The sequence below is a fragment of the Gordonia sp. 11cp genome, from assembly GCF_057767225.1.
The window spans coordinates 4,134,320-4,160,399 of record NZ_CM173437.1 but is presented as its reverse complement, the minus strand read 5'-3'; the positions used below and the strand labels follow the sequence as shown (position 1 = coordinate 4,160,399).

Below are 26,080 nucleotides of genomic sequence, written 5' to 3'. Positions count from 1 at the left end.
CGCAGGACCAAGGAAATTTAAGCCGATCGGACTTGCGCCGCGTGGCAACCGATCCAGCGGCGCAGCCACCGGCTGAGCCTCCTCGATGCCCACCTCGAGGAGGATTCGGATGACCGCCCAGGACTGCCCACCAGCCTTTGGAATGGATCGGTTCATTCGTCGCACTCAGCGCGGGGGCCACCTCAGCGGTGACTGGTACCCCGCCACTAAGGCTAGGGACATCACCGTGGCCGTTCTGCACAAACGCTCCACCGTGCCCTACATCGATGACGACGAACTATGCGTGTTCAATTCTGCAGGGACGCGAACCGTCACCGGTCACGCCGCGCTGACCGCGAGCTGTCCTCCGTTGCCGAACACCGCCGCGCTCTACTCGAACGGTGCTGGCCCGCCGTTCTTAGCGTGGCGCGTCAGTTGTAACTCAACCGGGAGGTCGGGCCAGGCGACGTACTGCGCGCCTCGGCGTTCCCAGCGGCCCCGGCGGCGACATCTACATCGCGGGTTTACGGTCCGGCCTGCGGGTCGCTGTCCTAACGACTCAAACGCGAACCACCCGTTGGGATAACCTCGACGGGGTCAGTTCACTGTCCGCTCCGCTAGGCGGGCGGATCGGTCCATTTGTCGTTCATCCACCACAATTCGGGCCGACGACCACGATTCACGAGGACAAACGGCTTTCCATCGTTGTCGATGCGAACTTCGCGGTGCTTGCCGCCGACAACGAGGTCTAGCCTCGCAGTCCATTCGTAGGCCACGACATCGCTCTCGTCACCGTTCGCCTCCACGATGAGGTGAAACTGTGCCGACTGAGCTCGATCGAGCTGGAACGCGAACGGCTGGACGACCTCGCCACCGGGGACTTTCGAGAGAACGTTGGTCGCCCATGTCGACAGAGTCACTTCCATCCGCTTGAACTCCAGCGATGCCCCGCCGACGGGGCGGACGAGCACGAAGCCGTCAGGCAAACTACGAGCGTTGGTGTCGACCCGAAGTGCGCTGACCACGACGTCGCGGTCCTCCCATGCGGTGATCGTGACGAGTAGATCCATGTTATGTGCGGCATACCCGTCGAGTCGCCGGGCCCACTCGGGCATCTCCGTAGCTTTGCCCGGCGGTGCAGGTGGAAGGGCGTCGCGACCCCGCGCGACGAATTGAGGAAATGTCACCCAGTCGGCCGTGTTCGCGTGAATGATCTGCGGGTCTCGCTCGACATGGATTTGGACGTCGGATTTGCCCCGCAGCTGCCGCCAGAATCGAGGCCACCGTAGCCCACCGACCGCACCTAAAACGAACGCAACGACAGGCGGCCATGCCTTCGTTAGAAGGTCGAGAATTGTTTCCATCAGTCCTCGACACTCGGCTGGGTGAACGGGCTATCGACACCGTCGCGCGACACTTCGATGATCCTCAGTAGCTTAAAGCTTCGGCCCGTACAACGTCACCCGAGCGGGACGGCCTTCGGGTGGTTGATCATCGCTCTGCCGCCGGATGCGTTCTTTACTACACGCGATCGCGGCCTTGTCCGCGGCCTCAAGGAGGTCGTACAGGGCGCCGGACGCGATACTCGTCCCCGTAAACATCGCGATTGTTTCCAGGGGCGGTACCCCCATGCCACCCGGTTCGCGGTAGTAGACATCAGCGTTTACAGTTTCCGCGAGCAGGTAGTTAGGTAACTCCTCGAGCGTTGAAAGCTGCTCCGGCCCCACTTAGTCGGCGCGCCCAAACACCTCGACTCGCACCATCCCGAGGCTCGGCTGTTCGTCAGATGTCAACTCACCCCGCTGGGCAGATACGACGCCGAGCGACGCGGGAGACACCCGACGACATCCGTACTTACTGGGGCAGTGTGGGGGTCAGGGGTTCGAGTCCCCTTAGCTCGCGGTCGGTTCAACTACCAAACGTCAGGGTGCTCGATCACTGTAGTGCGAGCACGATCTCCAGTGTCTCCTAGTCCGAGTGAACGTTCAGGTGTTTGGACTACCCCACTGCGGGTTTCGACAGGCGGCACCAAGAGTACGGACCAAACTCACCACTTGGTTGAGCGTGTTGATCGCTTGGTGAATGTCGGTCGTCGTCACACCAGGATCGGTGCCCTGGGGCACCCGATCGACGGTCTTGATTGGCATAGCCGTCGCCTCCACGGGCTCACCCGTGTCGTGGCCGACCCAACCCACCAACGATTCAGCGTGAATGAGATTGTTCCGGAAACCGATGTGATCACTGACGTCTCTACGACCGTTAATATCCGACCCTTATGCGTATCGAGGTCGCCCACGTGCACCGTGAGACCGAAGAACGCGTCCGACAGCGGCATCGCCGTCGTGGTCGAGAGGAGCACGTCCAGGCGGTCGCATCTACGACGAACGAATCTTCAACTGGAGCGAGGTAGACATGAAATCTGCCGCCTCATCGTTGAACTTAACTCAGGGACAACCGTGACGTATCCGCCGATCGCTCGGTAGAGCTGCACCACATCGCGCCGCTCTTGGTATCCGATCTCGACGCTAGCGTGAGTCTCAGCGTAGTCGTCATCCGGCGTGGTCACTCGTGCCGAACCGGAATCGATGCTGAACGCGAGAGGGCAACAACCCTCTGACCTTGTGGTCCCGGCTGGGATCGAACCAGCGACCTTCCCGGTGTGAACGGGACGCTCTTCCACTGAGCCACGGGACCGTGTCGGGCGCCTCTTGTCAGTGACAGGGGCGCCTGTGCACGAGCCAGAAGATTACACGGGTTGCGCAGAAGTCCCAAATTCCGGCGGTGGGCCATGTCACTGCATGGCGATCTGCACCTGCGGATGAATCACACGCTGCGGATTCACTCTCGCCCGCGCCTCTGACCAGGCGATTTGGATAGTTCGGAAACCATCGCGTAAGTTTCTCTTCGCACCGCGAGCAGCAAGATCCACAAGATCGCTCGTGGGCATGCGGATGTAGCGCAGCTGGTAGCGCATCACCTTGCCAAGGTGAGGGTCGCGGGTTCGAATCCCGTCATCCGCTCGGCGCGAGTCGACTCGCATCTGGTGGTGTGGCCGAGTGGTGAGGCAACGGCCTGCAAAGCCGTGTACACGGGTTCGATTCCCGTCGCCACCTCCAACGCTGCACAATTCCATACCCGCGCGATTAGCTCAGTGGGAGAGCGCTTCCCTGACACGGAAGAGGTCACAAGTTCAATCCTTGTATCGCGCACCACGACAAAACCCCCGGTCTGACCGGGGGTTTTTCGTTTGCGATCAGCGTGCCGTCACGGTCGCCACCGACCATTCGTCGACGATCTCCCCCAGCCCGACCGCCGACGGCGAGGAGGGGGCGGGCAGCACGGTCCGCGAGAAGCGCGGCGCGGGCGCCGGCGTGATCGCGTCGTCCAGGCGGACGAACGAGCCCCGCTGCACCGCGACCGGGTCAGAGGCGGCCTCGTCGAAGTCGAGAACCGGTGTCACACAGGCGTCGACGTCGGCGAACACACTCCCCCAGTCGTCGCGCGTGCGCGTTCCGAATCGGGCTTGCAGTGCGGCGCCGATCACCGGCCACGAGGCGCGGTCCCACCGGTCGGGCAGATCACCCACCCCGAGGGTGTCGACCAGATTCCGCCAGAACTTCACCTCGAGCGCGCCGACGGCGACGAATCTGCCGTCGGCGCACCGATACGTGGTGTAGAACGGCGCCGACCCGTCGAGCAGATTGCCCTGGTCCCGAGGACCCCAGCGTCCGGCCGCCTTCCATGACCACTGCAGCGCGGCGAGCAGGCCGGCGCCGTCGACCATCGCGGCGTCGATCACCTGACCGCGACCGGTACGCGTGCGGTCGTGCAGGGCGGCCAGCACCCCGACGACGAGCAGCATCGAGCCACCGCCGAAGTCGCCGACGAGCGAGAGCGGCGGCACCGGCGGCGCTCCGGCCGGACCCATCGCCTCGAGTACACCGGTGACCGCCAGATAGTTGATGTCATGTCCCGCGCTCGGGGCGCGGTCGCCGTCCTGCCCCCATCCGGTCATCCGTGCATAGATGAGTCGCGGTGCGTCGGAGCAGATCTCGGGACCGAGTCCGAGACGTTCCATCACGCCCGGCCGAAAACCCTCCACGACGATGTCGGCGCGCATGATCAGCTCGCGGATGCGGGCCAGGTCGGCGGGGTCCCTGACGTCGGCGTCGACACTGCGTCGTGACCGGTACAGACCGGCGTCGGCAGCCGGAATGCCGTCGGGCCCGGGCAGATCGGGGCCGGGGCGCCGGATCCGGAGGACGTCGGCGCCGAGATCGGCGAGCAGCATGCACGCGTGCGGCGTCGGCCCGAGACCGGGCATCTCCACCACCCGCACCCCGGCGAGCGGGCCGCTCACGACGTCGGACGGTGGTGGAGAACGCCACCGATCGTGAAGTCGACGTAGTCGCGCGCCAGCTGGTCGACATCGTGGGAGTCGTTGAGCCACCAGCTGATCCCGTTCATCAGGTCCAGCACCGCGACCGCGGATCGGTGCGGGTCGCGAACCTCGAACAGCCCTATCCGTGCGCCGGCGTCGATGACATCGCGGATACGACGCTGGTAGTACTTGCGGTAGTCGGTGACCACGCGTCGGTGCTCGGGCGTCAGCGCCGACAGCTCCCGGAGGGCGACAAGGTGTTCCACCCGGTGTCGCGCCAGTCGCCGGACGTGCGCCTCGATGAGGTTCGTCAGCCGTTCGACGGGACCGCCCTCGGCATCGAGCAGCAGCAGGTCCTCCTGCGGGTCCTCGGTCATGCGCAGTGCGATCGCGTAGAGGATCTCCTCCTTCGACTGGAAGTGGTTGTAGAGACTCGCCCCTCGCATACCGACGGCCTGGGCGATGTCGCGCATCCCGGCGTTGGAATATCCGTGTTCGGCGAAGTAACCGGCGGCGGCCTCGACGATCTCGTCGCGGCGCCGGCGTGGCCGTCGATCCGTCCGCTGCCGGTGATCGTCGGCTGCCTCGATGACGTCGTCCTCAGCCCTGACCGGTTCCATAGGCCTTCCTCAACTCGCGTTTGAGCAGTTTGCCCTGAGCATCGGTCGGCAGTGCATCGACGACGTAGACCTCCTTGGGCACCTTGTACGATGCCAGGTCGGTCCGGCAGTACTCGCGGATGTCGGCACCGGTGTGTTCCGCGCCGGGGCGGAGCACCACGAAACCGGTGACGGCCTCCGACCAGTACGGGTCGGGCAACCCCACGACGGCGGCGCGCTCGACGTCGGGATGCGCCTGCAGCACTCGCTCGACCTCTTGCGAGGCGACGTTGAAACCGCCGGTCTTGATCATGTCCTTGCGCCGGTCGCGGAAGAACAGGTTGCCCTCCGCGTCGATACGGACGATGTCACCGGTGTGCACCCAACCACCCTCGAAGACCTGCGCGGTGCGCTCGGGGTCCTTGAAGTAGCCCAGCATGACCGACGGTGTGCGACAAAGCAGCTCGCCCTCCTCGGCGTCGTTGCCGTCGGCGTCGACGACCCGGACCTCCAGGTGCCCGACCGGCTTGCCGATCCAGGTCGGGTCCTGATCCGGCACGTCCTCGAGCCGCCGGAACCAGCCGACGGAGCCGAGCTGGGTGAGTTCGGACTGCCCCCAGTAGGTGCCCCACACCGATTCCGGAGTGGCCGCGGCCCACGCGTCGACCGCATGCGGCGACACCTGACCGCCGTAGGTGAGGCACCGACGTACCGAACCCACTGTGGCGGGGCCGAATTCGGGGTGGTTGGCCAGCGCGATGAAGAACGTCGGCGTCTGCGCCAGCACCGAGATCTTCTCGTCCCGGATCATCCGCAACGCCGTCGCCGGGTCGACCGCGGCCGGCAGCACCAGGGTCGCGCCCAGCAGCGTCAGCGACGTCAGCGAACCGATTCCGGCGATGGTGTGGAACGGCATGACGTAGAGCCACACGTCGTCGTTGCGGCAGCGCAGCCCCCACGTGTATGCGGGCGAGGTGGAGATGAGGTAGTTGCGGTGGGCGATCTCGACGCCCTTGGGCGTCGACTCGGTCCCGCTGGTGTAGACGATCATCGCGAGATCGTGTTCGTCGACGTCGCAGTCGGGTTCGGAATCGTCTGCCGCGGCGACCGACTCGTCGAAGGAGTTCCACGAGTTCGCGTCGTCGTCACCGACGACGAGCACCGAGATACCGAGACCGTCGGCGATGGGACCGGCCAGCGCGGACAGGGGTTCTTCGACGACGAGCACCGTCGGCTCCAGGTGACGGAGCTGCTGTGCGACTTCGCCTTCCCGGAACATCGGGCTCACGCCGGAGTACGCGGCACCGACCTTCAGCGCGCCGTAGTATGTGGCGACCGTCTCGACCCGGTTGCGGCTCATCACCGCCACCCGGTCCCCTCGTCCGACGCCGAGGTCGAGCAGCACATGCGCGACCCGATTGGCCATCGCGTCGAGTTCCGCGTACGACGTCGACGTCCGTCCGCCCTGCGCGTCGTAGGCCACGATCGCCGGTGTCGAACCCTGGGACCGGGCCAGGCGTCGTAGTTGGTCACCGATGGTGGCCCGGCCGAGCTTCGAGGTCTGTGCCGATGTGAGTGCGCGGGTGCTGGAGTCCACGGCGGGGGCGCTCACGCGAACATCCGGTTGTCGAACCGGTCGAGGAAGGTGATCTCCTCGACCGGGGTCCGGGTCAGCTTGCGGGGGAAGTCGTCACGCGGGTAGCCGACGGCGATGTGCGCGGCGGTCAGGTATCCCTCGGGAATGCCGAGGAGGTCCTTCACCTCGTTCTCGGCGGCGCACAGCAGGGTTGTCAGCGCGGTCGCCACGCCCTGTTGCCGGAGCGCGAGGGTGAGGTTCTGCACGCTCGGGTAGATCGACGCCCCGCCGACGACGCTGAGCCTGCCGAGCTCGTGGTCGGTGGGGTGCAGTCCTTCCATCTCGGCGCAGACCACGATGAGGGCGGGCACCTCGGCGAGATGATGAGCGAAGTAGTTCGCACTCTCCACGGTCTTGGGTACCGCACCGACCTTCTTCGAACCCTCGACGACCGCCGCGTAGTAGCCCTCCCAGAACGGCAGGTAGAGGTCGGCGAGCGCCTTCTTCGTGACCTCGTCGCGGACGACCACCCAGCGAACGGGCTGCCGGTTGCCGCCCTGCGGGCCGAACCGCGCGTCGTCGAACGCCCGGTACAGCACGTCGTCCTCGACAGGCCGCTCGCTGAAGTAGCGGCAGGTGCCCGTCGTGCGCATTGCTTCGCTGAGATCCATGTCCATCCTCCGTGATCACTAACCATCGTTAGTATGACTGAGCCCACACTTACACACGCCGATCGCGGCGTCAATAGTCGATATCGGTGTCTGAGGTTGGTGTTGACGAGGCACTACTAACAGTGGTTAGTTTCAGTCATGACATCCGTTTCCCTACGGTCGACCCGGCCGCACACCGCGGAGATCCGCGCGGCGGTCGCCGACGGCAACATCCCGACCCTGCTCGCCGTTCTCGTGGAGATGACCGGCGACCGGCGGTGGATGGCGGACCGGTACCGCCCGACGCGTAGCCGCGGCATGGACGACAACTCCTCGGGCGGTCTCGCCGAGGACATCCAGCAGGAGATCCGCGAGGCGGTCGTCGACGCCCTCGACGACTGGTATGACCGCGGTCGTCCCGAGCGGAAGCCGGCCGACGAGACCCTCGTCGCCGCACTGATGTCGTTCACCGCGGGCGAGCAGGTGGCTCCGGAATTCGCGCCGATGATGACCGAGATCGTCCGCGGAGACCTGCGGGGTAGGCATCTCCCGACCCTGCCGGCCGATCTCGCGACGTCGATCGACGCGCTGGTGATCGGCGCCGGAGTGGCCGGCATGCTGATCTCCACGCAGCTCGCCGCGGCCGGCGTCGAGCACACCGTGCTGGAGAAGAACGACGAGGTCGGCGGCTCGTGGTACGAGAACCACTACCCCGGCGCCGGGGTCGACACACCGAGCTACCTGTACTCGATCTCGTCCTTCGACCACCCCTGGTCGACACACTTCGGGAAACGCGACGAGGTGCAGGGCTATCTGCAGGCCTTCGCCGACCGGCACGCGGTGCGTGACCGGGTCCGATTCGGCACCGAGGTCCTCTCGGCCGCCTACGACACCGACACCCAGCGCTGGACGGTCCACGTCCGTGACCGCGACGGCCATCAGGACACCCTCACCGCCCGGATACTGATCAGCGCGGTCGGAATCCTCAACCGTCCCAAGCTTCCCGAGCTCCCGGGCATGGCCGGCTTCACCGGCCCGATCTTCCATTCGGCGCAGTGGCCCGACGAACTGGACGAGCCCGGCGCCCTCACGGGCAAGCGGGTCGCCATCGTCGGGTCCGGTGCCAGTGCGATGCAGATCGGGCCGGCGATCGCCGATCGGGTCGGGTCCCTGACGATCTTCCAGCGCTCACCGCAGTGGATCGCGCCGAACGACGACTACTTCGCACCGGTCGGCGACAACGTGCACTGGCTGATGGACAACCTCCCCGGGTATCGCGAGTGGTATCGCGCACGGCTGTCGTGGATCTTCAACGACAAGGTCCACTCCACCCTGCACGTCGACCCGGACTGGCCGGAACAGACCGCGTCGATCAACGCGGTCAATCACGGTCACCGCGAGTTCTATCTCCGCTACCTGCGCTCCGAGCTCGGCGACCGCGACGACCTCGTCGACCTGTCGACCCCCGACTACCCGCCCTTCGGGAAGCGGATGCTGTTGGACAACGGCTGGTTTCGCATGTTGCGCCGGTCGAATGTCGAACTGGTCCCGCACGGTGTCGAGCGCGTCACACCCGGCGGGCTCGTCGACGGCACCGGCACCGCACACGACTTCGACATCATCGTCTTCGCGACCGGATTCCACAGCGACCGCTACCTGTACCCCATGGACATCGTGGGACGCAGCGGGCAGAACACGGTCGAGGCGTGGGGTGACCACGACGCCTACGCCTATCTCGGCATCACCGCCCCCGATTTCCCCAACCTGTTCATCCTCACCGGACCGAACACCGCCCTGGGACACGGCGGCAGCTTCATCAGCATCCTGGAATACCAGGTGCGCTACGTCTGTGATGCCATTCGCACGATGATCGAGAACCGTTTGGGCGCACTGGAAGTACGGCGGGATGTCACCGACGAATACAACGATGCCGTCGACCGCGCCCACGCGACGATGGTGTGGACGCACCCGGCGATGACCAACTGGTACCGCAACCCCGACGGCCGCGTCGTCGCCGTCCTGCCGTGGCGGATCGTCGACTACTGGGCGCGCACGCGCACCGTCGACCTCGCGGACTTCCTCGCCGAACCTCTCCGGTGAACGACGGGACTACGGTGTCTGTCATGACCTCGCTCATCTCCGCCCCCGACCTCGCCGCCCGTCTCGGCGAGGAGAACCTGCGCATCGTCGACGCGACCGTTCACCTGACCTTCGACGCCGACGGCGCACATGTCGCCTCCGGCCGCGACACCTATGTGGCCGGGCACCTGCCGGGCGCGGTGTTCGCCGACCAGATCGCCGACCTCAGCGATCCCGACGGTGAAGCGCCCTTCGCGGCAGCCGACTCGGCCCGATTCGCCGCGGCGATCGGCGGCCTGGGGATCGGCGACGACTCGACCGTCGTCGTCTACGACACCGTCAACGGCATCTGGGCCACCCGCCTGTGGTGGCAGTTCGGACTCGAGGGCTTCGACGACGTGCTCGTCCTCGACGGCGGGTACTCCGCCTGGACCGCGGCCGGTCTGCCGGTCGAGACCGGCGACGTCACCCATCCGGCAGCATCATTCACCCCGCATCGCCGACCCGAGCGCGTCGTGTCCACCGCCGAGGTCGCCGACGCCACCGCCGATTCTTCTGTCCTGCTGGTCAACGCGCTCGACCGCGAATCGTTCGCGAACGGCCACATCCCGTCCAGTGTCAACGCCCCGTTCGGTGACCTCTTCGACGACTCCGGCCGACTCCGGCCACTCGAGGAGTTGCGCGAGCTGTTCGGCAACGCGGGCGCCCTCGACCCGTCGGTGCGGCCGGTCACCTACTGCGGCGGCGGGATCGCGGCCACCGCCGCCGCTTTCGCGCTGCGCACCCTCGGCCGGGAGGACGTCGCCGTCTACGACGGGTCGATGAACGCCTGGACCGCCGACCCCGCCCGTCCGCTGTCGTGACAGACGTGGACGACATCGCCTTCACCGTCGAACTCGTGACCGATCCCGCCGCCGCAGCCTCGGTCGCGGATGTTGCCGCACGCACGTTCCCGCTCGCGTGCCCACCGCACGCGACCCCCGACGACATCTCCGGCTTCATCGAGAACAATCTGCGCGAGAACAACTTTCGCGAACACATCGCCGAGCCACTGACCGACGTCCTGGTGGCACGCGACGGCGCCGGCGGTCCGATCGTGGGTTACGCGCTGGTCTTCCACCGAGAACCGACCGACCCCGACGTGTGTGCCGTCGTCACCGGACGTCCGGTCACCGAGGTGTCGAAGCTGTACGTACTCCCCGACCATCACTCCCGCCAGGGCGCCAGCCCGTCCCGTCTGCTGATGACCGCGGCGCTCGAGCGTGCCCGATCACACGGCAGCAGCGTCGTGTGGCTCGGTGTCAATCAGCAGAACGTCCGCGCCCAGCGGTTCTACGCGAAGATGGACTTCACGCGTGTCGGGGAGAAGACCTTCACCCTCGGGGACAGCGTCGAGCACGATTACGTGTTCACACTGCGGCTGTGAGCCGGCGGATGTCCGCGTCCCCCAGTTCGATGCGGGACGCGGCCACGTTCGCGCGCAGGTGGCTGACGCTGCTCGTTCCGGGAAGAGGTATCACGGTCCCCTGGGTCTGACGCGCGCGTTGGTGGACCCACGCGAGCGCGACCTGTCCGGCCCCGACCCCGAGCTCCGAAGCGATACGAGAGAGCTCGTGTGCGAGCTTCCCGTCGGCGTTCTGGTTCAGGGCCCCGTGCCCCATCGGCGAGTGCGCGACCAACGCGATTCCCAGCTCCGCGAGTGTCGGCAGGTAGTCCTCGACATCGCGCTGAGTCAGTGACCACTGTTCCTGCACTGCCGCAACCGGATGCACGGCGTGTGCACGGCGGATGTCCTCGAGCGTGACATTCGACAGTCCCAGAGCGCGGATCTTGCCGGCCTGCTTCAACTCGGCCATCGCCTCGACGGTCTCCTCGATCGGCGTCTCCTCGCTGCGGTGGTGCAGATAGTAGAGGTCGAGGTGATCGACACCGAGCCGACCAAGCGAACCGTCGACGGCTGTGCGCACGGTCGCGGGATCGGCGCGCACGTACCAGTCGTCGTGGCGACCTGAGTCACCCCGGTACACGCCGAACTTGCTACAGAGGGTGATCTGATCGCGATGGGAACCCAGTGCCCGTCCGACTATGTCCTCGTTGCCGTACATCTCGGCGGTGTCGAGAAGTGTGACTCCTTCGTCGAGCGCCACCTGCACGAGCGTGGCCGGGTCACGGTCGCTGTCGCCCCATCCGTCGTCGGTCAGTCGCATCAGCCCGAGCCCTTGGACGGGCACCCGGTCGGTCCAGATCGCAGCGGTCATGGAGAGCACGCTACGACCTCGAGCGTGCGGGCCGACCATGGTGTCGGCCCGGAGTTCAGGCCGCCGACTCCGCGAACCGCGACAGGGCGAGCAGACGCGACGTCGCGCGCAGGTACTTCTTGCGATAGCCACCGGCGAGCATCTCGTCGGTGAAGATCTCGTCGAGCTTCGCTCCCGCGACGGTGACCGGGATGTGGGCGTCGTAGAGGCGGTCGGCGAGCACGACCAGGCGCAGCGCCACCGACTGGTCTTCTGCCGGATGCACTCCCGAGATGCAGACCAGGGAGACGCCGTCGACGAGGTCCTTGTACTTCGACGGGTGCAGCGTGCTGAGGTGGTCGCACAGAGCGTCGAAGTCGTCGAGGGTCGCACCCTCGGTGGATTCGGCGATCGCGGTCAGCTCCGACTCACTGCGCGGCTCCGGTGCCGGCGGCAGATCACGATGACGGTAGTCGGGACCGTCGACGCGAATCGTCTCGAACACGGCCGAGAGTTTGCGGATCTCGCGGAGGAAGTCCTGGGCGGCGAACCGGCCTTCGCCGAGCTGTCCGGGAAGCGTGTTGGAGGTGGCCACGATCGAGACGCCCTTGGCGGTGAGTTCGGTGAGCAGCCGCGAGACGAGCATCGTGTCGCCCGGGTCATCGAGCTCGAACTCGTCGATACACAGCACGGTGTGCTGCGAGAGTCGTTCGACCGCGTTCACGAAGCCGAGCGCGCCGACCACGTGGGTCACCTCCACGAACGTCGCGAACGACTTCGGCGCGGGCATCGAGTGATAGATGGACGCCAGGAGGTGGGTCTTGCCGACGCCGAAACCGCCGTCGAGGTAGAGGCCGACGCCCTGGGACGGTGACTTGCGCGAGAACAGGCCCTTCTTCCCGGAGCGCGCCTTCGACGCTCGCACCACGAAGTCGCGCGCCTTGGCCACCGCTTCGGCCTGCGACGGCTCGTTCGGGTCGGGGATGTAGGAGTCGAAGCTCACGTCGTCGAAGGTCGACGGGGGCACCATCTCGTCGATGAGTGCGTCGGGCGAGGTCGCAGGGTTGCGATCGCAGAGTCGGGCCACCATGTGTGGAGAGTAGCCATCCGCGGAATGATGGACACATGTTCCACCTGCAGAAAGCGACCCAGGTCACACCCGACGACGAACTGGACCGGTTGGCCGAGCTCTACCTCTACCCACCTCGTCCGTCGTCGGGTCCCGGCGCAGCCGCGCCGTTCGTACGCGCCAACATGGTGTCGTCGATCGACGGGGCCGTCACCTACGACGGCAAATCGGGCGGACTCGGTGGACCCGGTGACAAGGCCGTCTTCCGCGTGCTGCGCGGACTCGCCGACGTCATCCTGGTGGGCGCGGGCACCGCGACGACCGAGGGTTACGGCCAGCCCCAGCCGGACGAGGCTCTCGCCGCGCATCGCGAATCGCTGGGGCAGGCCCCTGCGCCGGCACTCGCGCTGGTGTCCCGATCGCTGTCGATACCACCCGACTTCGAGCCCGTGTCCGACCCGAACACGGTCATCCTCACGTGCACCAGCGCACCCGCTGATCGTCGGCGAGCGCTGCTCGACGCAGGCGCGACACTGCTCGACTGCGGCGACGACACCGTGTCGACACCGGCGATCCTGGAGCGGTGCGCCGATCGCGGATGGTCACGTGTGCTCTGCGAAGGCGGCCCCAGCCTGCTGGGTTCACTCGTGGCGGCCGACGCCCTCGACGAACTCTGCCTGACCACGAGCCCGCACCTGGTCGGGGGTAACGCCGGGCGCATCGTGGCCGCCGGGGGCTCGGGGTCCGCCGACGGGTCAGCGGTGCTACGCGCCCTGCGTCCGGCGACGATCATCACCGACGACGACGGCTTCGTGTTCACCCGCTGGCTCCGTCACGGCCGCTCCTCGACGCAGTGAGCCGTCGGTTCCACGCCTGACGCGCCGACACCCGGCCCGGGGTCTTCTCGGTCGACGTTGACTACTCTCGCGGACATGCCAAGAGCGCACACCCCGGCCGTCGGCGTAGGACCGAGCACCCGCCCGAGGGCTCTCGCGGGTGTCGTCGTCGGCGCGATCGCGGCGATCGTCCTCTCCTCCTGCGCGGTCGGCCCCGATCGGGGCCCGGACCTGATCCCGGGGGGCGGCGGTCAGCAGGGGCCGGCCCCGTCCTCGTCTACCGCTCCACCGGTACCGGCGCTCGCAGCGCCCAAGACCGATCTCGAGTGGAGCGAGTGCGCGGCGGAGACCAGCGAACGGTACGGGGTCGCACGTCCGGAGGGCGTGACCGTCGAATGCGCCGAATACGACTCGCCCATCGACCGTGACAAACCCGACGGCGAGGCCATCTCGGTGGCGGTGACCCGAGCCCGTACGGCCGACACCCCACCCGATGCCGCACCGCTCGTCCTCACCTCCGGCTCCGACCTGCCGTCGTCCCGAACCCTGATGGTGATGACGGCCGGGCCGGGCCGGGCACTGCTCGCGTCGCACCCCGTCGTCGCGGTCGACCATCGCGGAATCCCGCTCAGCAGTGACATCGACTGCATGACCCGACTGGAACGCGAGACGATCGCGAACAACGGCCTCACCGAACGCGGGACGACCACCGACGCACGGATCTCCCGGCTGGCGGCCGCCGGGTCGTCGTCCTCCGACGGTTGCACGGAGACGCTCACCCCCTACCAGCTGAGCTTCGGGGCGGCGAACGCAGCCGCGGACCTCGAGTCGCTCCGTCAGCGCTGGGGCGTCGAACACCTCGGGCTCATCGGGACCGGCGAGGGTTCCGACGTCGTGCTTAGCTACGCGTCGCTGTACGGCGGACGTGCCGGGCGGATCATCCTGGACACCCCGACGCCGTTCGGCGCGAACGCGCGCGACCGCGCGCAGTCGCAGGCACAGGGCGTTCAGTTCGCCCTGCAAGGCTTCGCACAGCGCTGTTCGGCGCTGACCGGCTGTGCGCTCGGCTCCAACGGAGTCGCGACGATGACCCGCCTGCTGACCAAGGCACGCGCGGGCGACCTCCCGTCGCTGTCGGACACCACCGCCCTCAGCGCGATCACGACGACACTGGCACTCGCCGCGGACCGGCCGCAGTCGCTCCTCGACCTCGCCGACGCGATCGCGGCCGCCGACCGCGGGGAGACCGCGGCGCTCGTCCGCCTCGCCGAACGCGCCGCGACCCTCCGGCTCCCCGACGGCGCCCAGGTCTCCCGCTGCAACGACGTCTCCGGACCGGTCGGCCAGAACGAAGTGCCGGGCCTCGTGGACGCGTGGTCGAAGCAGAATCCCCTCACCGGCGCCGACAGCGCGCTCTCGCTCGTCCGATGCAACGGCTGGGCGTCGGGCGATCCGGTCCGGCCACCCACGTCGCTGCCGGCCGACCCGCTGATCCTCAACGGGACGCGCGACTCCATCAACGGCGGTGAGGGAGCCGCCGCCCTGGTCCCGCTGTTCATGAACGCCGGAGCCGAACCGGTGACGGTCACCTGGGATGGTCTGGGCTTCTCGGTCCTGGGACGGAGCGCCTGCGCCGCCGGCGTCGTCGTCGAATATGTCGACCGCGCCCCTCTGCAGGGCCCGACCCAGCGCGGTTGCCCGACGTGAGGACGGTCGGACCACGCGCAGGGTTCTGAGCTCGACGGCGCGCGTAGTACGGTTCGCGGGTGGCCAATCTCGACAGGTATCTCTACCCCCCGATGAGTGCTCAACGGATCATCCCGATGGTCCTGTGGCCGATCAGCCTGCTCATGGTCGTGCACCGCTCGGTGTTCCTGGGGGTCAACGGCGACCGCACCGATGACTTCAAGCCCGTGTACAACGCGGCCTTCAACTTCCTCAACGGTCTGCCTGTCTACGGCGAGAACTACGCCACCGTGGACCCGCACTACCTCTATCCACCATCGGGAACCCTCCTGATGGCACCGGTCGCGGTCATCGACTACGAGCGCGCGCGCTGGGCCTTCATCGCCGTCAGCGTGATCGCCCTGCTCGTCTCCGCCTACCTGCTCACCCGCATGTTCGGCTACGCGATCAACTCGTGGGTCCTGCCGACGGTCCTGTTCTTCTTCTTCAGCACCGAGACCGTCTCGCACACACTGATCTTCACGAACTTCAACTCCTTCGTGCTGCTGGGGCTGATCGCATTTCTCATGCTGATGCTGACCCGGCACGACTGGTGGGCCGGCGTACCGATGGGGTTGACCCTGGCCGTCAAACCGGTGCTGGCACCGCTCATGCTGCTGCCGCTGCTCAGTCGTCAGTGGCGGGTGTTCGCCCTCACCATCGCGATCCCCGTCGTCCTGACGGTCGTCGCCTGGCCGCTCTCGGTCGACGCGAACGACTTCCTCAGCCGAACGGTCCCGTATCTCGGTGAGGCGCGCGACTACTACAACAGCTCCATCGCCGGCAACGGCGCGTACTTCGGTGTCGCCCCGTGGTTGATCCTGCTGCTGCGCGTGGCGTTCGTGGTGATGGCCGCGTTCTCGCTGTGGTTCCTGTACCGCTACTACCGCAAGACCAACGAACTGCTGTGGCTCACGGCGTCATCGGGAGTGCTCCTGTGCACCACGTTCCTGGTTGGCTCGCTCGGCCAGGGCTACTACTCGATGCTCTTGTTCCCGCTGCTCATGACGGTCCTGCTCCCCGGGTCACCGATGCGCAACTGGCCGGCGTGGCTGGGCGTCTACGGGTGTATGACGTTCGACGGCTTCTACTCCGACCGCTGGACCGCGTTCGGTTGGATGGTCGAGTACAACAAGGTCACGTGGGGCTGGTCGCTGCTGATGATCGCGGTGTTCTGCTCGCTGCTGTTCCGCTGGCTCGACATGCGGTCCGACGGGGTGACCGGCATGGTGACGCCGGTCCGGTCGGAGTCCGATGCGCCGCGCTTCCCGGCCGGTGGAGCCGACGCCTTCGACAGCACGGCGGAGCCCGGCGACAAGGACTCGATCAGCCTGTCGAAACAGCGCTGACACAGTCGGTCCGGACGCGCGCGCTACCGTGGAAGGCATGACCGACAGCACCCCGCGGACCGACGCCGAGAATCTCGCCGACCTCACCGACGAGCAGTGGAAGCAGCGCCTGACTCCCGCCGAATACCGGGTCCTACGCCAGGCGGGTACCGAGGCCCCCTTCACCGGCGAGTACACCGACACCAAGACGGTCGGGGTCTATCGGTGCCGCGCCTGCGACACCGAGCTGTTCCGCAGCGAGCAGAAGTTCGAATCACATTGCGGCTGGCCGTCGTTCTTCTCTCCGCTGGCCGGCGACAAGATCATCGAGGTCGAGGACACCTCGCTCGGTATGCGGCGCGTCGAGGTGCTCTGCGCGAACTGCAAGAGCCACCTCGGTCACGTCTTCGCCGGTGAGGGCTACGACACCCCCACCGACCTCCGCTACTGCATCAATAGCATCAGCCTGAAGCTGGAACCCGCCGAGTAGCGACGGTCCCCCGGATCAGGGCAGCGCGTCGATGAGCGCGGGCACCTCTACCCGGGGACCGGTGAAGAACGGCGTCTCCTCGCGTACGTGCATCCGGGCCTCGGTGGCACGCAGGTCACGCATGAGGTCGACGATGCGATGCAGCTCGGGGGCCTCGAAGGCCAGCAGCCACTCGTAGTCGCCGAGCGCGAACGACGACACCGTGTTGGCTCGGACGTCCTTGTACGCGCGGGCCGCCTTGCCGTGGTCGGCGAGCATCTTGCGGCGCGCCTCGTCGGGCAGCAGGTACCACTCGTAGGACCGCACGAACGGGTAGACGCAGATGTAGTTGCCGGGGTCCTCGCCCGCGAGGAACGCCGGGATGTGGCTCTTGTTGAACTCGGCGGGGCGGTGCAGGGCGACATTGCTCCACACGGGGTTGCACGCGCGTCCCAGAACGGTCTCGCGGCGGAACTTCGCATAGGCGGCCTGGATCGGCTCGACGTCGGCGGCGTGCCACCAGATCATGAAATCGGCGTCGGCGCGCAGCCCCGACACGTCGTACACCCCGCGCACCACGACGCCGCTGTCCTCGAGTGACTTGAAGAAGTCCGTGGCGTCGGATTTGGCCTGATCGCGGTCGGTACCCAGTTCACCGGGGCGGACCGCGAACACCGAGAACATCAGGTAGCGGATCGTCGAGTTGAGTTCTGCGTAGTCCAAGCGGCTCATGGATGCCATCGTGCCACCGCCGCCCGCACAACTACCAGGCAGGTCAGCGGTGGCAGGTCAGGTCAGATCGTCGAGCAGCTCGGCCGCCGCGCGGCCGGCCCGGCCGATACACGCCGGTACCCCGACCCCTGCGTACGACGACCCGGCCAGTGCGAGGCGCGGTGGGCGCGCGGCCAGCACCCGCGCCATCGCCGCGAGGTGGCCCGGCGCATAGACCGGCAGTCCGTCGTCCCAGCGCTGCACGTACACGTCGACGACCCGCGACGAGACCGGTGCGACACCGGCGGCACGGCACACCTCGTCGAGATCCTCCAGCGCCGTGCGCCGCAACCGGTCGTCGACCCCGGGTTCGGTGGCCTCATCCGGTACCGGCGCACCGAACCGCCCGAACGACGCCCGGACCGACACCGGCCGGTCCGCGCCAGAGGTGTCCGGCCCCGACAGGTGAGCCCACTTCTGTGAGCTGAACGTGAACGCCTTGGCGCGCAACCCTTCTCCGGTGCCCACCAGCACACCCGAGTGCTCGGGCAGCGCTGTTCCCGGCGCGAACGCGATCGACACCACGACCGACGAGGCGCGTCGGACGGTCCGCAACGGAACGGACAGGTCCGGCACGGATCGGTGCAGGAGGTCGCCGGCCCGCCAGGCCGGCACCGCCAGGATCACGCCGTCGTACGGTCGCCGGTCTGCGGCCCCGTCCACGTCGAGCTCCCAGCCATCCCCCGACGGAACGAGTTCGGTGACCGGACTGCTGGTGTCGGGGTCGACCCCGGCCGCGGTCCGCAGGGCGTCGAGGAGGATCGCGTAGCCGCCCACGAGTGCACCGAAGACGGGTCCCGACGCGCCCGCGCCGGCGGCGATGAGGGCCCCGACGGCCGCCGTGAGCGACGGCGCGCCCGCGTCCAGACGTGCGGCGAGTGCCGGGAGCGCCTCACGGACCCCGATGTCGCCGGCGAGGCTGGAGTACACACCGCCGAGCATCGGGTCGACGCTGCGGGCGACCACGGAGGGTCCGAACCGTTCGGCGACGAGTTGCCCGACGGACGCGTCGGCGCCGGTCTCCCAGCTCATCGGGCGTTCGGGTTCGCCGGTCATACGCTCGATGTCGGCGGGCTCGGCGAGACCGTCGACCACCGCCGGCCCGGCCGGGATGCCCATCAGCGCCGGACTGGGCAGCGGGTGCAACCGCTCCCCCGACCACACCGCGGGACGCCGCGGGGTCGGTGAGACGACCCGGTCGGCCAGTCCGAGTTCGGTGACGAGTTCGAGCGCCTCGGGGCGCCGGACGATGAACGCCTCGGCGCCGACGTCGACGGGCCGGTCGCCGACGGTCGCCGTGTGCAGCACACCACCGAGCCGTGCGGTGGCCTCGAAGAGATCGATGTGCGCGTCCGACCCGAGGGCACGACGGAGGCGGTAGGCGGCGGTCAGGCCGGAGATCCCGCCGCCGACGATCGCGATCCGGACCCGCGGGGACATCAGAGGCTGTGGATCACTTCGACGACCCGCGTCAGCACATCCGGGTCGGTGCCGGGAAGCACGCCATGGCCGAGGTTGAAGATGTGCCCGACCGCCCCGGCCGCGATGGCCCGGTCGCCGTCGGCGACGACCCGCCGCACCTCGGCGTCGACGACATCGGTGCCGGCGAACAGCAGGGTCGGGTCGAGGTTGCCCTGCATGGCCTTGCCCGGACCGACCCGGCGCACGGCCTCCTCGAGCGGCACCCGCCAGTCGACGCCGATGACGTCGGCGCCGACATGGGCCATCGGGGCGAGGAGTTCACCGGTGCCCACCCCGAAGTGGATGCGCGGCACGCCGTATTCGGCGACCTCGGCCAGCACGCGGGCGCTGTGTGGCGCGACGAAACGCTGGTAGTCGGCGGCCGACAGCATGCCCGCCCACGAATCGAACAGCTGGACGGCGTCGACGCCGGCGTCGAGCTGCACGCGCAGGAACGCGATGGTGATGTCGGCGAGACGGGCCATCAGCTCGGCCCACGTCTCCGGATCGCCGTGCATCATCGCCTTGGTTCGTTCGTAGTTGCGGCTCGGCCCGCCCTCGATGAGGTAGGAGGCGAGGGTGAACGGCGCACCCGCGAAGCCGATCAGCGCCGTGGTGTCTCCCAGTTCGCCCAGCAGGAGTTCGATCGCACGGGCGATCGAACCGACCGCAGCGGGCTCCAGGCGCGGGATGCGCGACACCGCGTCGGGCGAGCGCACCGGCTCGGCGATCACCGGGCCGGTCCCGGCGACGATGTCGAGGTCGATGCCGGCGGCCTTGAGCGGCACCACGATGTCGGAGAAGAGGATCGCCGCGTCGACGTCGTGTCTGCGGACCGGCTGCATGGTGATCTCGCAGACCAGTTCCGCGTCGAAGCAGGACTCCAGCATGCCGTGATCGGCGCGGATGGCCCGGTATTCGGGCAGCGAACGACCCGCTTGCCGCATGAACCACACCGGACGGCGTGAGGGGGTCGCGCCGGTGGCCGCGGCGACGAGCGGCAGGTGCGACCTATGGACCCGGGTACCAGTTGCGTTCGACATCACCGCTTACTCTGCCATGCCCCCCGATCCCGCACGTGTGGTGTCGGCGCGCCTCCGCCGCGCCCGGCCACCCCCGCCCTACGGTCGAACGGTGACCTCTTCGGGAGCTCCGGACGAGCCTGCTGATTTCCGCGCGGCGGTGGAGTCGCTGCATGCTGCCCGGGTCCGCCGCGAGATCGAGGTCGGACCCATCCGCCCGCCGCAGCGCCTGGCGCCCTACAGCTACGCCGTCGGCGCCGAGGTGCGCCCGCCCGAGGACCTCGACGTCGTGCCGACGGATTCACAGGGCAGCGCGTTCGGGCGGCTCATCCTGCTCTTCGATCCCGCCGGCCAGGACGCCTGGAACGGCACCATGCGTCTCGTCGCGTTCCTGCAGGCCGAGGTCGAGGCCGCGCTGGCCATGGACCCCTTGCTGCCCGAGGTGGCGTGGAGCTGGATCAGCGATGCGCTCGGTGTGCCGGTGGGCGCCACCGCCACCCCCGAGGGTTCCGCCCATCGCGTCGATGTGACCGCACTCGGCGGCACCGTCACCTCAACCACGTCGGTCCGCTACGGCGACATCGCCGGACCTCCGCGCGCGCATCAACTGGAGGTGCGGGCCTCCTGGACCGCGCTGACCGCGGACGGACTCGGCAGCCATCTCGAGGCGTTCTGCGATGTCCTCGCCTCCGCCGCCGGTCTCCCACCGGTCGGGGTGACCGAACTCGGCGCGACGTGAACGATCCCGCCCCCGACGAACCGGCCACCGACGAACCGGCTCCGGAGATCACCCCGCTGCTCCGGCCGGCCGGCGGTGTGCCACCGGTGCTGGCGACCGCCACCGAATTCGCCGACGCGGCAGCGGCTCTCGCGGCGGGTAGCGGCCCGATCGCCGTCGACACCGAGCGCGCGTCGGGGTACCGCTACTCCCAACGGGCCTACCTGATCCAGATCAAGCGACGCGGGTCGGGCAGCTTCCTGCTGGACCCGATCGGCGATCCCGCTGCCCTTGCACCGGTGATCGACGCGTTGCGGGGCCCGGAATGGGTGCTGCACGCCGCCGATCAGGACCTCCCCTGCCTCCGCGAACTCGGCTTCGAGTGCGTCGAGCTGTACGACACCGAGCTGGCCGGACGTCTCCTGGGCCTGGCGAAGGTCAATCTGGCGGCGATGGTGGCCGAATTCCTCGGGCTGGGCCTCCTCAAGGGTCATGGTGCCGCCGACTGGTCGCGTCGTCCCCTGCCCGACGAGTGGCTGAACTACGCCGCACTCGACGTCGAGGTCCTCGTCGAACTGCGGGACGCGATGGACGCCGCACTCGCCGCCGAGGGCAAAGACGGATGGGCGCGCGAGGAATTCGCGTACATCCTGTCCCGCCCGCCGGCACCGCCGCGTACCGACCGGTGGCGCAAGACCTCGAACATCCACACCGTCAAGTCCACGCGGGCGCTGGCAGCGGTCCGCGAACTGTGGACCGCGCGCGAGGAACTGGCGCAGCGCCGGGATGTGGCGCCCGGACGCGTCCTGCCCGACACCGCCATCGTCAACGCGGCGACCGTCAACCCCGAGTCCATCGCCGACCTCACGAAGCTGCCGGTCTTCGGCGGCCCGCGCCAGCGGCGCCAGGCCGGCATCTGGCTGTCGGCATTGCAACGGGCCCGCGAGATCCCCGACAGCAAGCTCCCGTCGCGCAAGACGACCGGACCGGGCCTGCCTCCGGTCAGCCGCTGGGATCAGCGGAATCCGGAGGCCGCGGCACGACTGCAGGCGGTCCGGCCGGCGCTGAAGGAGATCGCCGACGCCCACACCCTGCCGGTGGAGAACCTGCTCGCACCCGATGTGGTCCGGCAACTGTGCTGGGACGGCCTGCCCGAGCCGATCACGACCGAGGCGCTCGACGCGCACCTGGCCGCGGCGGGCGCCCGCGCGTGGCAGCGAACCCTCTGTGCCGAGGCGTTGACCCAGGCCCTCCTCGAGGCGGCCCGACCAGGGACGACCGCGGCCGGCGAATAGCCGCACCCCACCGACGCGGATCGCTGCGCCCAGCCCGCAGCGCCGTCGTCGCGTACATTCGATCCCGACCCGAATGCCATCACCCGAGTATCCGAACCGCCCGGGGGAAGTCATCTTCCCGAGCGGACCACCTTCTCCGGATGGGAGCAGCTCTGTGGCCACAGTCTCCGTCGGCATCGACTCCGACCTCGACCCGAGCGCGGCATGGGCGCTCGCGAGCAACCTCTCGCGCTTCGACGAATGGATGACGATCTTCGGCGGCTGGCGGTCGCCGGTTCCCGAGACGATCGCCGAGGGAACCACGATCTCGTCGCTCATCAAGGTCAAGGGTTTCCGCAACGTCATCCACTGGACCGTCACCGACTACGACGAGCCACGGCTCATCGCGCTGTCGGGCACCGGCCGCGGCGGGGTGAACATCGATCTGGCGATGAAGGTCGACGAGATCGTCGACGGCTCCCACTTCGACCTGTCCGCCGAGCTGTCCGGCGGGCTGCTCAACGGAGCGGTCGGACGGCTCGTCGCCAAGGTCCTGGAATCCGATGTGCACAAGTCGATTTCGAACCTGGCGACGCTGCGCTGAACCCACCGTCAATCGGGTCGGCGCAACGTGGCCGCCCGAACGACGGCCAGCGCAGACCCCGACTCCTCGAAGATGCGCCGCTGTCGAGTGGCCCCGTTGCCGTCCCGCCGCACCCGCCCCAGGGCCTGCTCGACGCGCTCTCGGTCACCGAGCCGGTCCAGCGCCGGCGCGACAGTCGTGAGCAACTGGTCGACGCGGGTCCACACGGATGCCAGAGCCCCCGTCGCCGGGTCCAGCGCGTTTCCGTCGACGCCGTCGTGGGCGGCGATCCAGTAGGCAGCCGACAGCAGTGCCGGATCGAGGACGGCGCCGGCCCGTGACCGCCGTCCCCCCTGCCGGAGGTCGTCAAGGGCAGTCATCACCGCGGCTCGGACGAGGGTGGCGAAGACCTGGGTCTCCTCGACCCGCATCTGCACATCGCCGACCCGCACCTCGACGGTCGGCAGATGATCCGACGGCCGGGCGTCCCAGTACAGCATGTGCGGGTCCAGGATCGCGCCGGTCGCGACGAGCAGTTCGACGGTCTCGGCGAAGTGCTCGGCCGACCGCAGGTGTGGTGGCGGTCCCGCCGCCGGCCACCGCGACCACAGCACCGACCGCCAGCTCGCGTGTCCGGAATCTGCGTCTCGATAGACCGCCGAATTGGCCGCCAGGGCCAGCAACACCGGCAACCACGGCCGCAGCCAGTTGCACACCCCGACGGCGGTGTCGGTGTCGGGAACCTCGACGTGGACGTGGCAACCGCTGATGCCCTGCTCGTGGGCGAGCATGCCGTAGCGTTCGGCGATCGCGCGGTAGCGGCCGGTGTCGGTCACCGGAAACGAGTCGGGCACTCGTGGCGGCACCCCGCAGGCCACGACGTCGACGCCCACATCGTCGGCGGCCGCCGTCAGGATGCCGCGTAGCCGGTGGAGATGATCGCCGATCTCCTGGCTCGATGCCGCCGCGGGCGTGGCGATCTCCACCTGGGAGGAGGTGAGTTCCAGCTCGAGGTCGAGGCCGCGCGCCGACGCCGCCGCAGCCACCTCGCGGTTACGTCCGACCGGCCGTCCGGTCTCGCGGTCGACCAGGACGAACTCCTCCTCGACCCCGAGGGTCGGCACCGGCGGGTCGGTGCGATGCATCCCCGCGGAACCGGATTCGTCGCTCACGGAAAGAAAATGCCCAGCTTCGGCACCGGCCAAACCGGACCTCTCCGGCATTCGACCGCTGGGAGCTCAGTCCTCGGCGCGGCTCTCCGCCGGGTCGGGCGTGTTCTCGATCGCGCGGTCCAGGCCAGGGCCGGCCTGCATGCCCGAGACGGTCGCGGTGATCGACCGGGCGAGGTCCTGAGCGGTCAACCCGAGATCGGCGAGGATCTCGCCGCGGGAGGCGTGCGGGACGAACTCCTGCGGGATGCCCTTGATCTGCACGGGTACCAGCACCTCGGCCGCCGACAGGGCTGTCGCGACCGCGGAGCCGACCCCGCCGCTGGTGCACCCGTCCTCGAGTGTGACGACCATCCGATGACGGCGCGCGACCTCGACCACGGACGTCGGGACAGGCAGGACCCAGCGTGGGTCGATGACCGTGGCGTCGATGCCCTGCCTCGCGAGGCGTTCGGCGGTGTCCACGGCCAGTCCGCAGAAGGCGCCGATCGCGACGATCAGCACATCGCCGTCCGCCGGACCGAGGTCACGGTCGGTCCGGTGCAGCACGTCGACGCCGTCGTCGAGCCGTTCGACGGCCCGGATGTCTTCGGGGACCGCACCTTTGGAGAACCGCAGCGCCGTCGGACCGTCCGCGACGCCGAGTGCCTCGTCGAACTCCTCGCGGAGCCGGACCGCGTCCCGCGGAGCCGCCACACGGAGACCGGGGACCATCGCCATGAGCGACAGATCCCACATGCCGTGGTGGCTGGGGCCGTCGGGGCCGGTGATGCCCGATCGGTCGAGGACGAGCGTCACCGGCTGCTTCAGCAGCGAGACGTCCATCAGCAGCTGGTCGAACGCACGGTTGAGGAACGTCGAGTAGATCGCGACGACCGGATGCAGGCCGCCGAGGGCGAGACCCGCCGCCGAGGTCATCGCATGCTGTTCGGCGATGCCGACGTCGAACATGCGATCCGGGTAGCGCTCACCGAACGGGGTGAGTCCCGTCGGGCCGGGCATGGCCGCGGTGATCGCGACGACGTCGGGACGGTTGGCTCCGGCGTCGAGCAGGGCGGCGGAGAACACCGCGGTCCAGTCCGGGGGTGACACGCTCGTGGGTCGGCCGGTGACCGGGTCGATGATGCCGGTGGCGTGCATCTGGTCGGCGACGTGGTTCTCGGCGTGCGCGTAGCCCATGCCCTTGCGGGTCACGGTGTGCACGATGACCGGTCCGCCGAAGTCCCGTGCCTGACGCAGGGCCGACTCGACGGCGTCGATGTCGTGGCCGTCGACGGGTCCGACGTACTTCAGTCCGAGATCGGTGAACATCGCCTGGGGGGCTAGCAGATCCTTGAGTCCGCTCTTCATCCCGTGCAGGACCGCGTAGGCGGGTTCGCCGACGACGGGTACCTGCTTGACGACGCGGCGGCCCTCGTCGAGGAACTTCTCGTACCCGGGCTGCAGCCGAAGTCCCGACAGGTGGCTGGCGAGACCGCCGATCGTCGGTGCGTACGAGCGGCCGTTGTCGTTCACGACGATGACCACCGGGCGGTTGCAGGCGGCGATGTTGTTGATCGCCTCCCAGCACATCCCGCCCGTCAGGGCCCCGTCGCCGACGACCGCGACCACCGCGCGATGCGGCTGACCGGTCAGCTCGAACGACTTCGCCAGCCCGTCCGCGTACGACAGTGCCGCCGAGGCGTGCGACGACTCCACCCAGTCGTGTTCGGACTCCGCGCGCTCCTGGTAACCGGTGAGCCCACCGCGCTGACGCAGCTGATCGAAGCCGTCCTTGCGTCCGGTGACGATCTTGTGGACGTAGCACTGGTGGCCGGTGTCGAACAGGATCGCGTCCGACGGCGAGTCGAAGACGCGGTGGATGCCGAGCGTCAGCTCGACGACGCCGAGATTGGGACCGAGGTGTCCGCCGGTGGCCGCGACCTTCTCGATCAGGAACGTCCGGATCTCCGACGCGAGGGTCTCCATCTCCTCGTCCGACAGCGGCCGAAGATCGGCCGGCGAGCTGATCCGGTCGAGCACACCCATCGTTTCCTCCATAACCCCGTGACGCCAGGTCGGCTGTCGCGCCGAGAACGTCCGGCACATGTCAGGTCAGTCTACGGAAGCATTCGTCGCGAACCGGATCGGCGGATGGCCGCGGCGCGGGTGTCC

The 26,080-nt window shown here is 68.3% G+C and carries 23 protein-coding genes and 4 tRNA genes; 13 read left to right on the top strand and 14 right to left on the bottom strand.

The window, feature by feature from the left end; genetic code table 11:
• Window positions 1-596 precede the first annotated feature (596 nt).
• The 3 genes from AC3B6C_RS18660 to AC3B6C_RS18650 form a co-directional block, all read right to left on the bottom strand.
• Window positions 597-1,343, bottom strand: a complete 747-nt coding sequence (locus AC3B6C_RS18660; protein ID WP_488373724.1) for a hypothetical protein — start codon at window positions 1,341-1,343, stop codon at window positions 597-599.
• Between the two features lie 1,258 nt (window positions 1,344-2,601).
• Window positions 2,602-2,673, bottom strand: a tRNA-Val gene (locus AC3B6C_RS18655).
• 97 nt (window positions 2,674-2,770) lie between these two features.
• Window positions 2,771-2,956: a hypothetical protein gene (locus tag AC3B6C_RS18650; RefSeq protein WP_488373723.1), complete on the bottom strand. Its 186-nt coding sequence runs from the start codon at window positions 2,954-2,956 to the stop codon at window positions 2,771-2,773.
• Between AC3B6C_RS18650 and AC3B6C_RS18645 the strand changes: the two genes are divergently transcribed.
• The 3 genes from AC3B6C_RS18645 (at window position 2,927) to AC3B6C_RS18635 (ending at window position 3,191) form a co-directional block, all read left to right on the top strand.
• Window positions 2,927-2,999 (top strand) — tRNA-Gly (locus AC3B6C_RS18645). The two genes, AC3B6C_RS18650 and AC3B6C_RS18645, sit on opposite strands and share 30 nt — an antisense overlap.
• 22 nt (window positions 3,000-3,021) lie before the next feature.
• Window positions 3,022-3,095, top strand: a tRNA-Cys gene (locus tag AC3B6C_RS18640).
• 21 nt (window positions 3,096-3,116) lie between these two features.
• A tRNA-Val gene (locus AC3B6C_RS18635) sits at window positions 3,117-3,191 on the top strand.
• 41 nt (window positions 3,192-3,232) lie between these two features.
• Here AC3B6C_RS18635 and AC3B6C_RS18630 read toward each other — a convergent pair.
• The 4 genes from AC3B6C_RS18630 to AC3B6C_RS18615 are packed head-to-tail and all read right to left on the bottom strand — an operon-like array spanning window position 3,233 to window position 7,206.
• Window positions 3,233-4,339: a CaiB/BaiF CoA transferase family protein gene (locus tag AC3B6C_RS18630; protein ID WP_488373722.1), complete on the bottom strand. Its 1,107-nt coding sequence runs from the start codon at window positions 4,337-4,339 to the stop codon at window positions 3,233-3,235.
• Window positions 4,336-4,980, bottom strand: coding sequence for a TetR/AcrR family transcriptional regulator (locus AC3B6C_RS18625; RefSeq protein WP_488373721.1), 645 nt, complete (start codon window positions 4,978-4,980; stop codon window positions 4,336-4,338). The genes AC3B6C_RS18630 and AC3B6C_RS18625 overlap by 4 nt, the downstream gene beginning before the upstream one ends.
• Window positions 4,961-6,571, bottom strand: a complete 1,611-nt coding sequence (locus AC3B6C_RS18620) for a class I adenylate-forming enzyme family protein (RefSeq protein WP_488373720.1) — start codon at window positions 6,569-6,571, stop codon at window positions 4,961-4,963. The genes AC3B6C_RS18625 and AC3B6C_RS18620 overlap by 20 nt, the downstream gene beginning before the upstream one ends.
• A complete protein-coding gene (locus AC3B6C_RS18615) occupies window positions 6,568-7,206 on the bottom strand; it encodes a nitroreductase family protein (protein ID WP_010840912.1) in 639 nt (212 codons plus the stop codon). The genes AC3B6C_RS18620 and AC3B6C_RS18615 overlap by 4 nt, the downstream gene beginning before the upstream one ends.
• Before the next feature lie 138 nt (window positions 7,207-7,344).
• On the opposite strand from AC3B6C_RS18615, the gene AC3B6C_RS18610 reads away from it, so the two are divergent.
• From AC3B6C_RS18610 to AC3B6C_RS18600, 3 genes are read left to right on the top strand one after another with little or no spacing between them, the layout of a single operon-like run.
• The gene (locus AC3B6C_RS18610; RefSeq protein WP_488373719.1) at window positions 7,345-9,285 is read left to right on the top strand and encodes a flavin-containing monooxygenase; all 1,941 of its coding nucleotides are present in this window, start codon (window positions 7,345-7,347) and stop codon (window positions 9,283-9,285) included.
• 23 nt (window positions 9,286-9,308) lie between these two features.
• Window positions 9,309-10,127, top strand: a complete 819-nt coding sequence (locus AC3B6C_RS18605; protein WP_488373718.1) for a sulfurtransferase — start codon at window positions 9,309-9,311, stop codon at window positions 10,125-10,127.
• A gap of 5 nt (window positions 10,128-10,132) precedes the next feature.
• Window positions 10,133-10,690: a GNAT family N-acetyltransferase gene (locus AC3B6C_RS18600; RefSeq protein WP_488376303.1), complete on the top strand. Its 558-nt coding sequence runs from the start codon at window positions 10,133-10,135 to the stop codon at window positions 10,688-10,690.
• On the opposite strand, the gene AC3B6C_RS18595 is transcribed toward AC3B6C_RS18600, so the two are convergent.
• Together AC3B6C_RS18595 and zapE are read right to left on the bottom strand one after the other, a co-directional pair.
• Window positions 10,674-11,522, bottom strand: coding sequence for an aldo/keto reductase (locus tag AC3B6C_RS18595; protein ID WP_488373717.1), 849 nt, complete (start codon window positions 11,520-11,522; stop codon window positions 10,674-10,676). The genes AC3B6C_RS18600 and AC3B6C_RS18595 overlap by 17 nt on opposite strands.
• A 55-nt stretch (window positions 11,523-11,577) precedes the next feature.
• Window positions 11,578-12,591, bottom strand: coding sequence for a cell division protein ZapE (zapE, locus tag AC3B6C_RS18590; protein ID WP_010840907.1), 1,014 nt, complete (start codon window positions 12,589-12,591; stop codon window positions 11,578-11,580).
• Between the two features lie 35 nt (window positions 12,592-12,626).
• On the opposite strand from zapE, the gene AC3B6C_RS18585 reads away from it, so the two are divergent.
• The 4 genes from AC3B6C_RS18585 (at window position 12,627) to msrB (ending at window position 16,949) form a co-directional block, all read left to right on the top strand.
• Window positions 12,627-13,427 (top strand): pyrimidine reductase family protein, encoded by an 801-nt coding sequence (locus tag AC3B6C_RS18585; protein ID WP_488373716.1) that lies wholly within the window; start codon window positions 12,627-12,629, stop codon window positions 13,425-13,427.
• 75 nt (window positions 13,428-13,502) lie between these two features.
• On the top strand, window positions 13,503-15,113 hold the full coding sequence (locus tag AC3B6C_RS18580) for an alpha/beta hydrolase (RefSeq protein ID WP_488373715.1): 1,611 nt from the start codon (window positions 13,503-13,505) through the stop codon (window positions 15,111-15,113).
• 59 nt (window positions 15,114-15,172) lie between these two features.
• Window positions 15,173-16,480: a glycosyltransferase family 87 protein gene (locus AC3B6C_RS18575; protein ID WP_488373714.1), complete on the top strand. Its 1,308-nt coding sequence runs from the start codon at window positions 15,173-15,175 to the stop codon at window positions 16,478-16,480.
• Window positions 16,481-16,517: 37 nt separating this feature from the next.
• Complete coding sequence (gene msrB / locus AC3B6C_RS18570) at window positions 16,518-16,949, top strand: peptide-methionine (R)-S-oxide reductase MsrB (RefSeq protein ID WP_488373713.1); 432 nt, start codon at window positions 16,518-16,520, stop codon at window positions 16,947-16,949.
• Window positions 16,950-16,964: 15 nt separating this feature from the next.
• On the opposite strand, the gene hemQ is transcribed toward msrB, so the two are convergent.
• The 3 genes from hemQ to hemE are packed head-to-tail and all read right to left on the bottom strand — an operon-like array spanning window position 16,965 to window position 20,203.
• Complete coding sequence (gene hemQ / locus AC3B6C_RS18565) at window positions 16,965-17,660, bottom strand: hydrogen peroxide-dependent heme synthase (protein WP_488373712.1); 696 nt, start codon at window positions 17,658-17,660, stop codon at window positions 16,965-16,967.
• 57 nt (window positions 17,661-17,717) lie between these two features.
• Window positions 17,718-19,139: an FAD-dependent oxidoreductase gene (locus tag AC3B6C_RS18560; protein ID WP_488373711.1), complete on the bottom strand. Its 1,422-nt coding sequence runs from the start codon at window positions 19,137-19,139 to the stop codon at window positions 17,718-17,720.
• The gene (hemE, locus tag AC3B6C_RS18555; RefSeq protein WP_488373710.1) at window positions 19,139-20,203 is read right to left on the bottom strand and encodes a uroporphyrinogen decarboxylase; all 1,065 of its coding nucleotides are present in this window, start codon (window positions 20,201-20,203) and stop codon (window positions 19,139-19,141) included. The genes AC3B6C_RS18560 and hemE overlap by 1 nt, the downstream gene beginning before the upstream one ends.
• Window positions 20,204-20,294: 91 nt before the next feature.
• On the opposite strand from hemE, the gene AC3B6C_RS18550 reads away from it, so the two are divergent.
• The 3 genes from AC3B6C_RS18550 (at window position 20,295) to AC3B6C_RS18540 (ending at window position 22,778) form a co-directional block, all read left to right on the top strand.
• On the top strand, window positions 20,295-20,921 hold the full coding sequence (locus tag AC3B6C_RS18550) for a DUF3000 domain-containing protein (RefSeq protein WP_035716956.1): 627 nt from the start codon (window positions 20,295-20,297) through the stop codon (window positions 20,919-20,921).
• Window positions 20,918-22,195, top strand: coding sequence for an HRDC domain-containing protein (locus AC3B6C_RS18545; RefSeq protein WP_488373709.1), 1,278 nt, complete (start codon window positions 20,918-20,920; stop codon window positions 22,193-22,195). Before AC3B6C_RS18550 ends, AC3B6C_RS18545 begins: the two co-directional genes overlap by 4 nt.
• A gap of 154 nt (window positions 22,196-22,349) precedes the next feature.
• A complete protein-coding gene (locus AC3B6C_RS18540; protein WP_010840897.1) occupies window positions 22,350-22,778 on the top strand; it encodes a type II toxin-antitoxin system Rv0910 family toxin in 429 nt (142 codons plus the stop codon).
• A gap of 8 nt (window positions 22,779-22,786) precedes the next feature.
• On the opposite strand, the gene AC3B6C_RS18535 is transcribed toward AC3B6C_RS18540, so the two are convergent.
• Together AC3B6C_RS18535 and dxs are read right to left on the bottom strand one after the other, a co-directional pair.
• Window positions 22,787-23,902, bottom strand: coding sequence for a carboxylate-amine ligase (locus AC3B6C_RS18535; protein WP_488376302.1), 1,116 nt, complete (start codon window positions 23,900-23,902; stop codon window positions 22,787-22,789).
• Between the two features lie 93 nt (window positions 23,903-23,995).
• Window positions 23,996-25,954, bottom strand: coding sequence for a 1-deoxy-D-xylulose-5-phosphate synthase (gene dxs, locus AC3B6C_RS18530; protein ID WP_488373708.1), 1,959 nt, complete (start codon window positions 25,952-25,954; stop codon window positions 23,996-23,998).
• Window positions 25,955-26,080: the final 126 nt, after the last annotated feature.

Bases quoted from the DNA above. Each gene is read 5' to 3' on its own strand.
- AC3B6C_RS18660 (WP_488373724.1), bottom strand. From the start codon at position 1,343: ATGGAAACAATTCTCGACCTTCTAACGAAGGCATGGCCGCCTGTCGTT.
- AC3B6C_RS18625 (WP_488373721.1), bottom strand. From the start codon at position 4,980: ATGGAACCGGTCAGGGCTGAGGACGACGTCATCGAGGCAGCCGACGAT.
- AC3B6C_RS18615 (WP_010840912.1), bottom strand. From the start codon at position 7,206: ATGGATCTCAGCGAAGCAATGCGCACGACGGGCACCTGCCGCTACTTC.
- AC3B6C_RS18610 (WP_488373719.1), top strand. From the start codon at position 7,345: ATGACATCCGTTTCCCTACGGTCGACCCGGCCGCACACCGCGGAGATC.
- AC3B6C_RS18605 (WP_488373718.1), top strand. From the start codon at position 9,309: ATGACCTCGCTCATCTCCGCCCCCGACCTCGCCGCCCGTCTCGGCGAG.
- AC3B6C_RS18595 (WP_488373717.1), bottom strand. From the start codon at position 11,522: ATGACCGCTGCGATCTGGACCGACCGGGTGCCCGTCCAAGGGCTCGGG.
- zapE (WP_010840907.1), bottom strand. From the start codon at position 12,591: ATGGTGGCCCGACTCTGCGATCGCAACCCTGCGACCTCGCCCGACGCA.
- AC3B6C_RS18585 (WP_488373716.1), top strand. From the start codon at position 12,627: ATGTTCCACCTGCAGAAAGCGACCCAGGTCACACCCGACGACGAACTG.
- AC3B6C_RS18580 (WP_488373715.1), top strand. From the start codon at position 13,503: ATGCCAAGAGCGCACACCCCGGCCGTCGGCGTAGGACCGAGCACCCGC.
- msrB (WP_488373713.1), top strand. From the start codon at position 16,518: ATGACCGACAGCACCCCGCGGACCGACGCCGAGAATCTCGCCGACCTC.
- hemQ (WP_488373712.1), bottom strand. From the start codon at position 17,660: ATGAGCCGCTTGGACTACGCAGAACTCAACTCGACGATCCGCTACCTG.
- AC3B6C_RS18560 (WP_488373711.1), bottom strand. From the start codon at position 19,139: ATGTCCCCGCGGGTCCGGATCGCGATCGTCGGCGGCGGGATCTCCGGC.
- hemE (WP_488373710.1), bottom strand. From the start codon at position 20,203: ATGTCGAACGCAACTGGTACCCGGGTCCATAGGTCGCACCTGCCGCTC.
- AC3B6C_RS18535 (WP_488376302.1), bottom strand. From the start codon at position 23,902: ATGCATCGCACCGACCCGCCGGTGCCGACCCTCGGGGTCGAGGAGGAG.
- dxs (WP_488373708.1), bottom strand. From the start codon at position 25,954: ATGGGTGTGCTCGACCGGATCAGCTCGCCGGCCGATCTTCGGCCGCTG.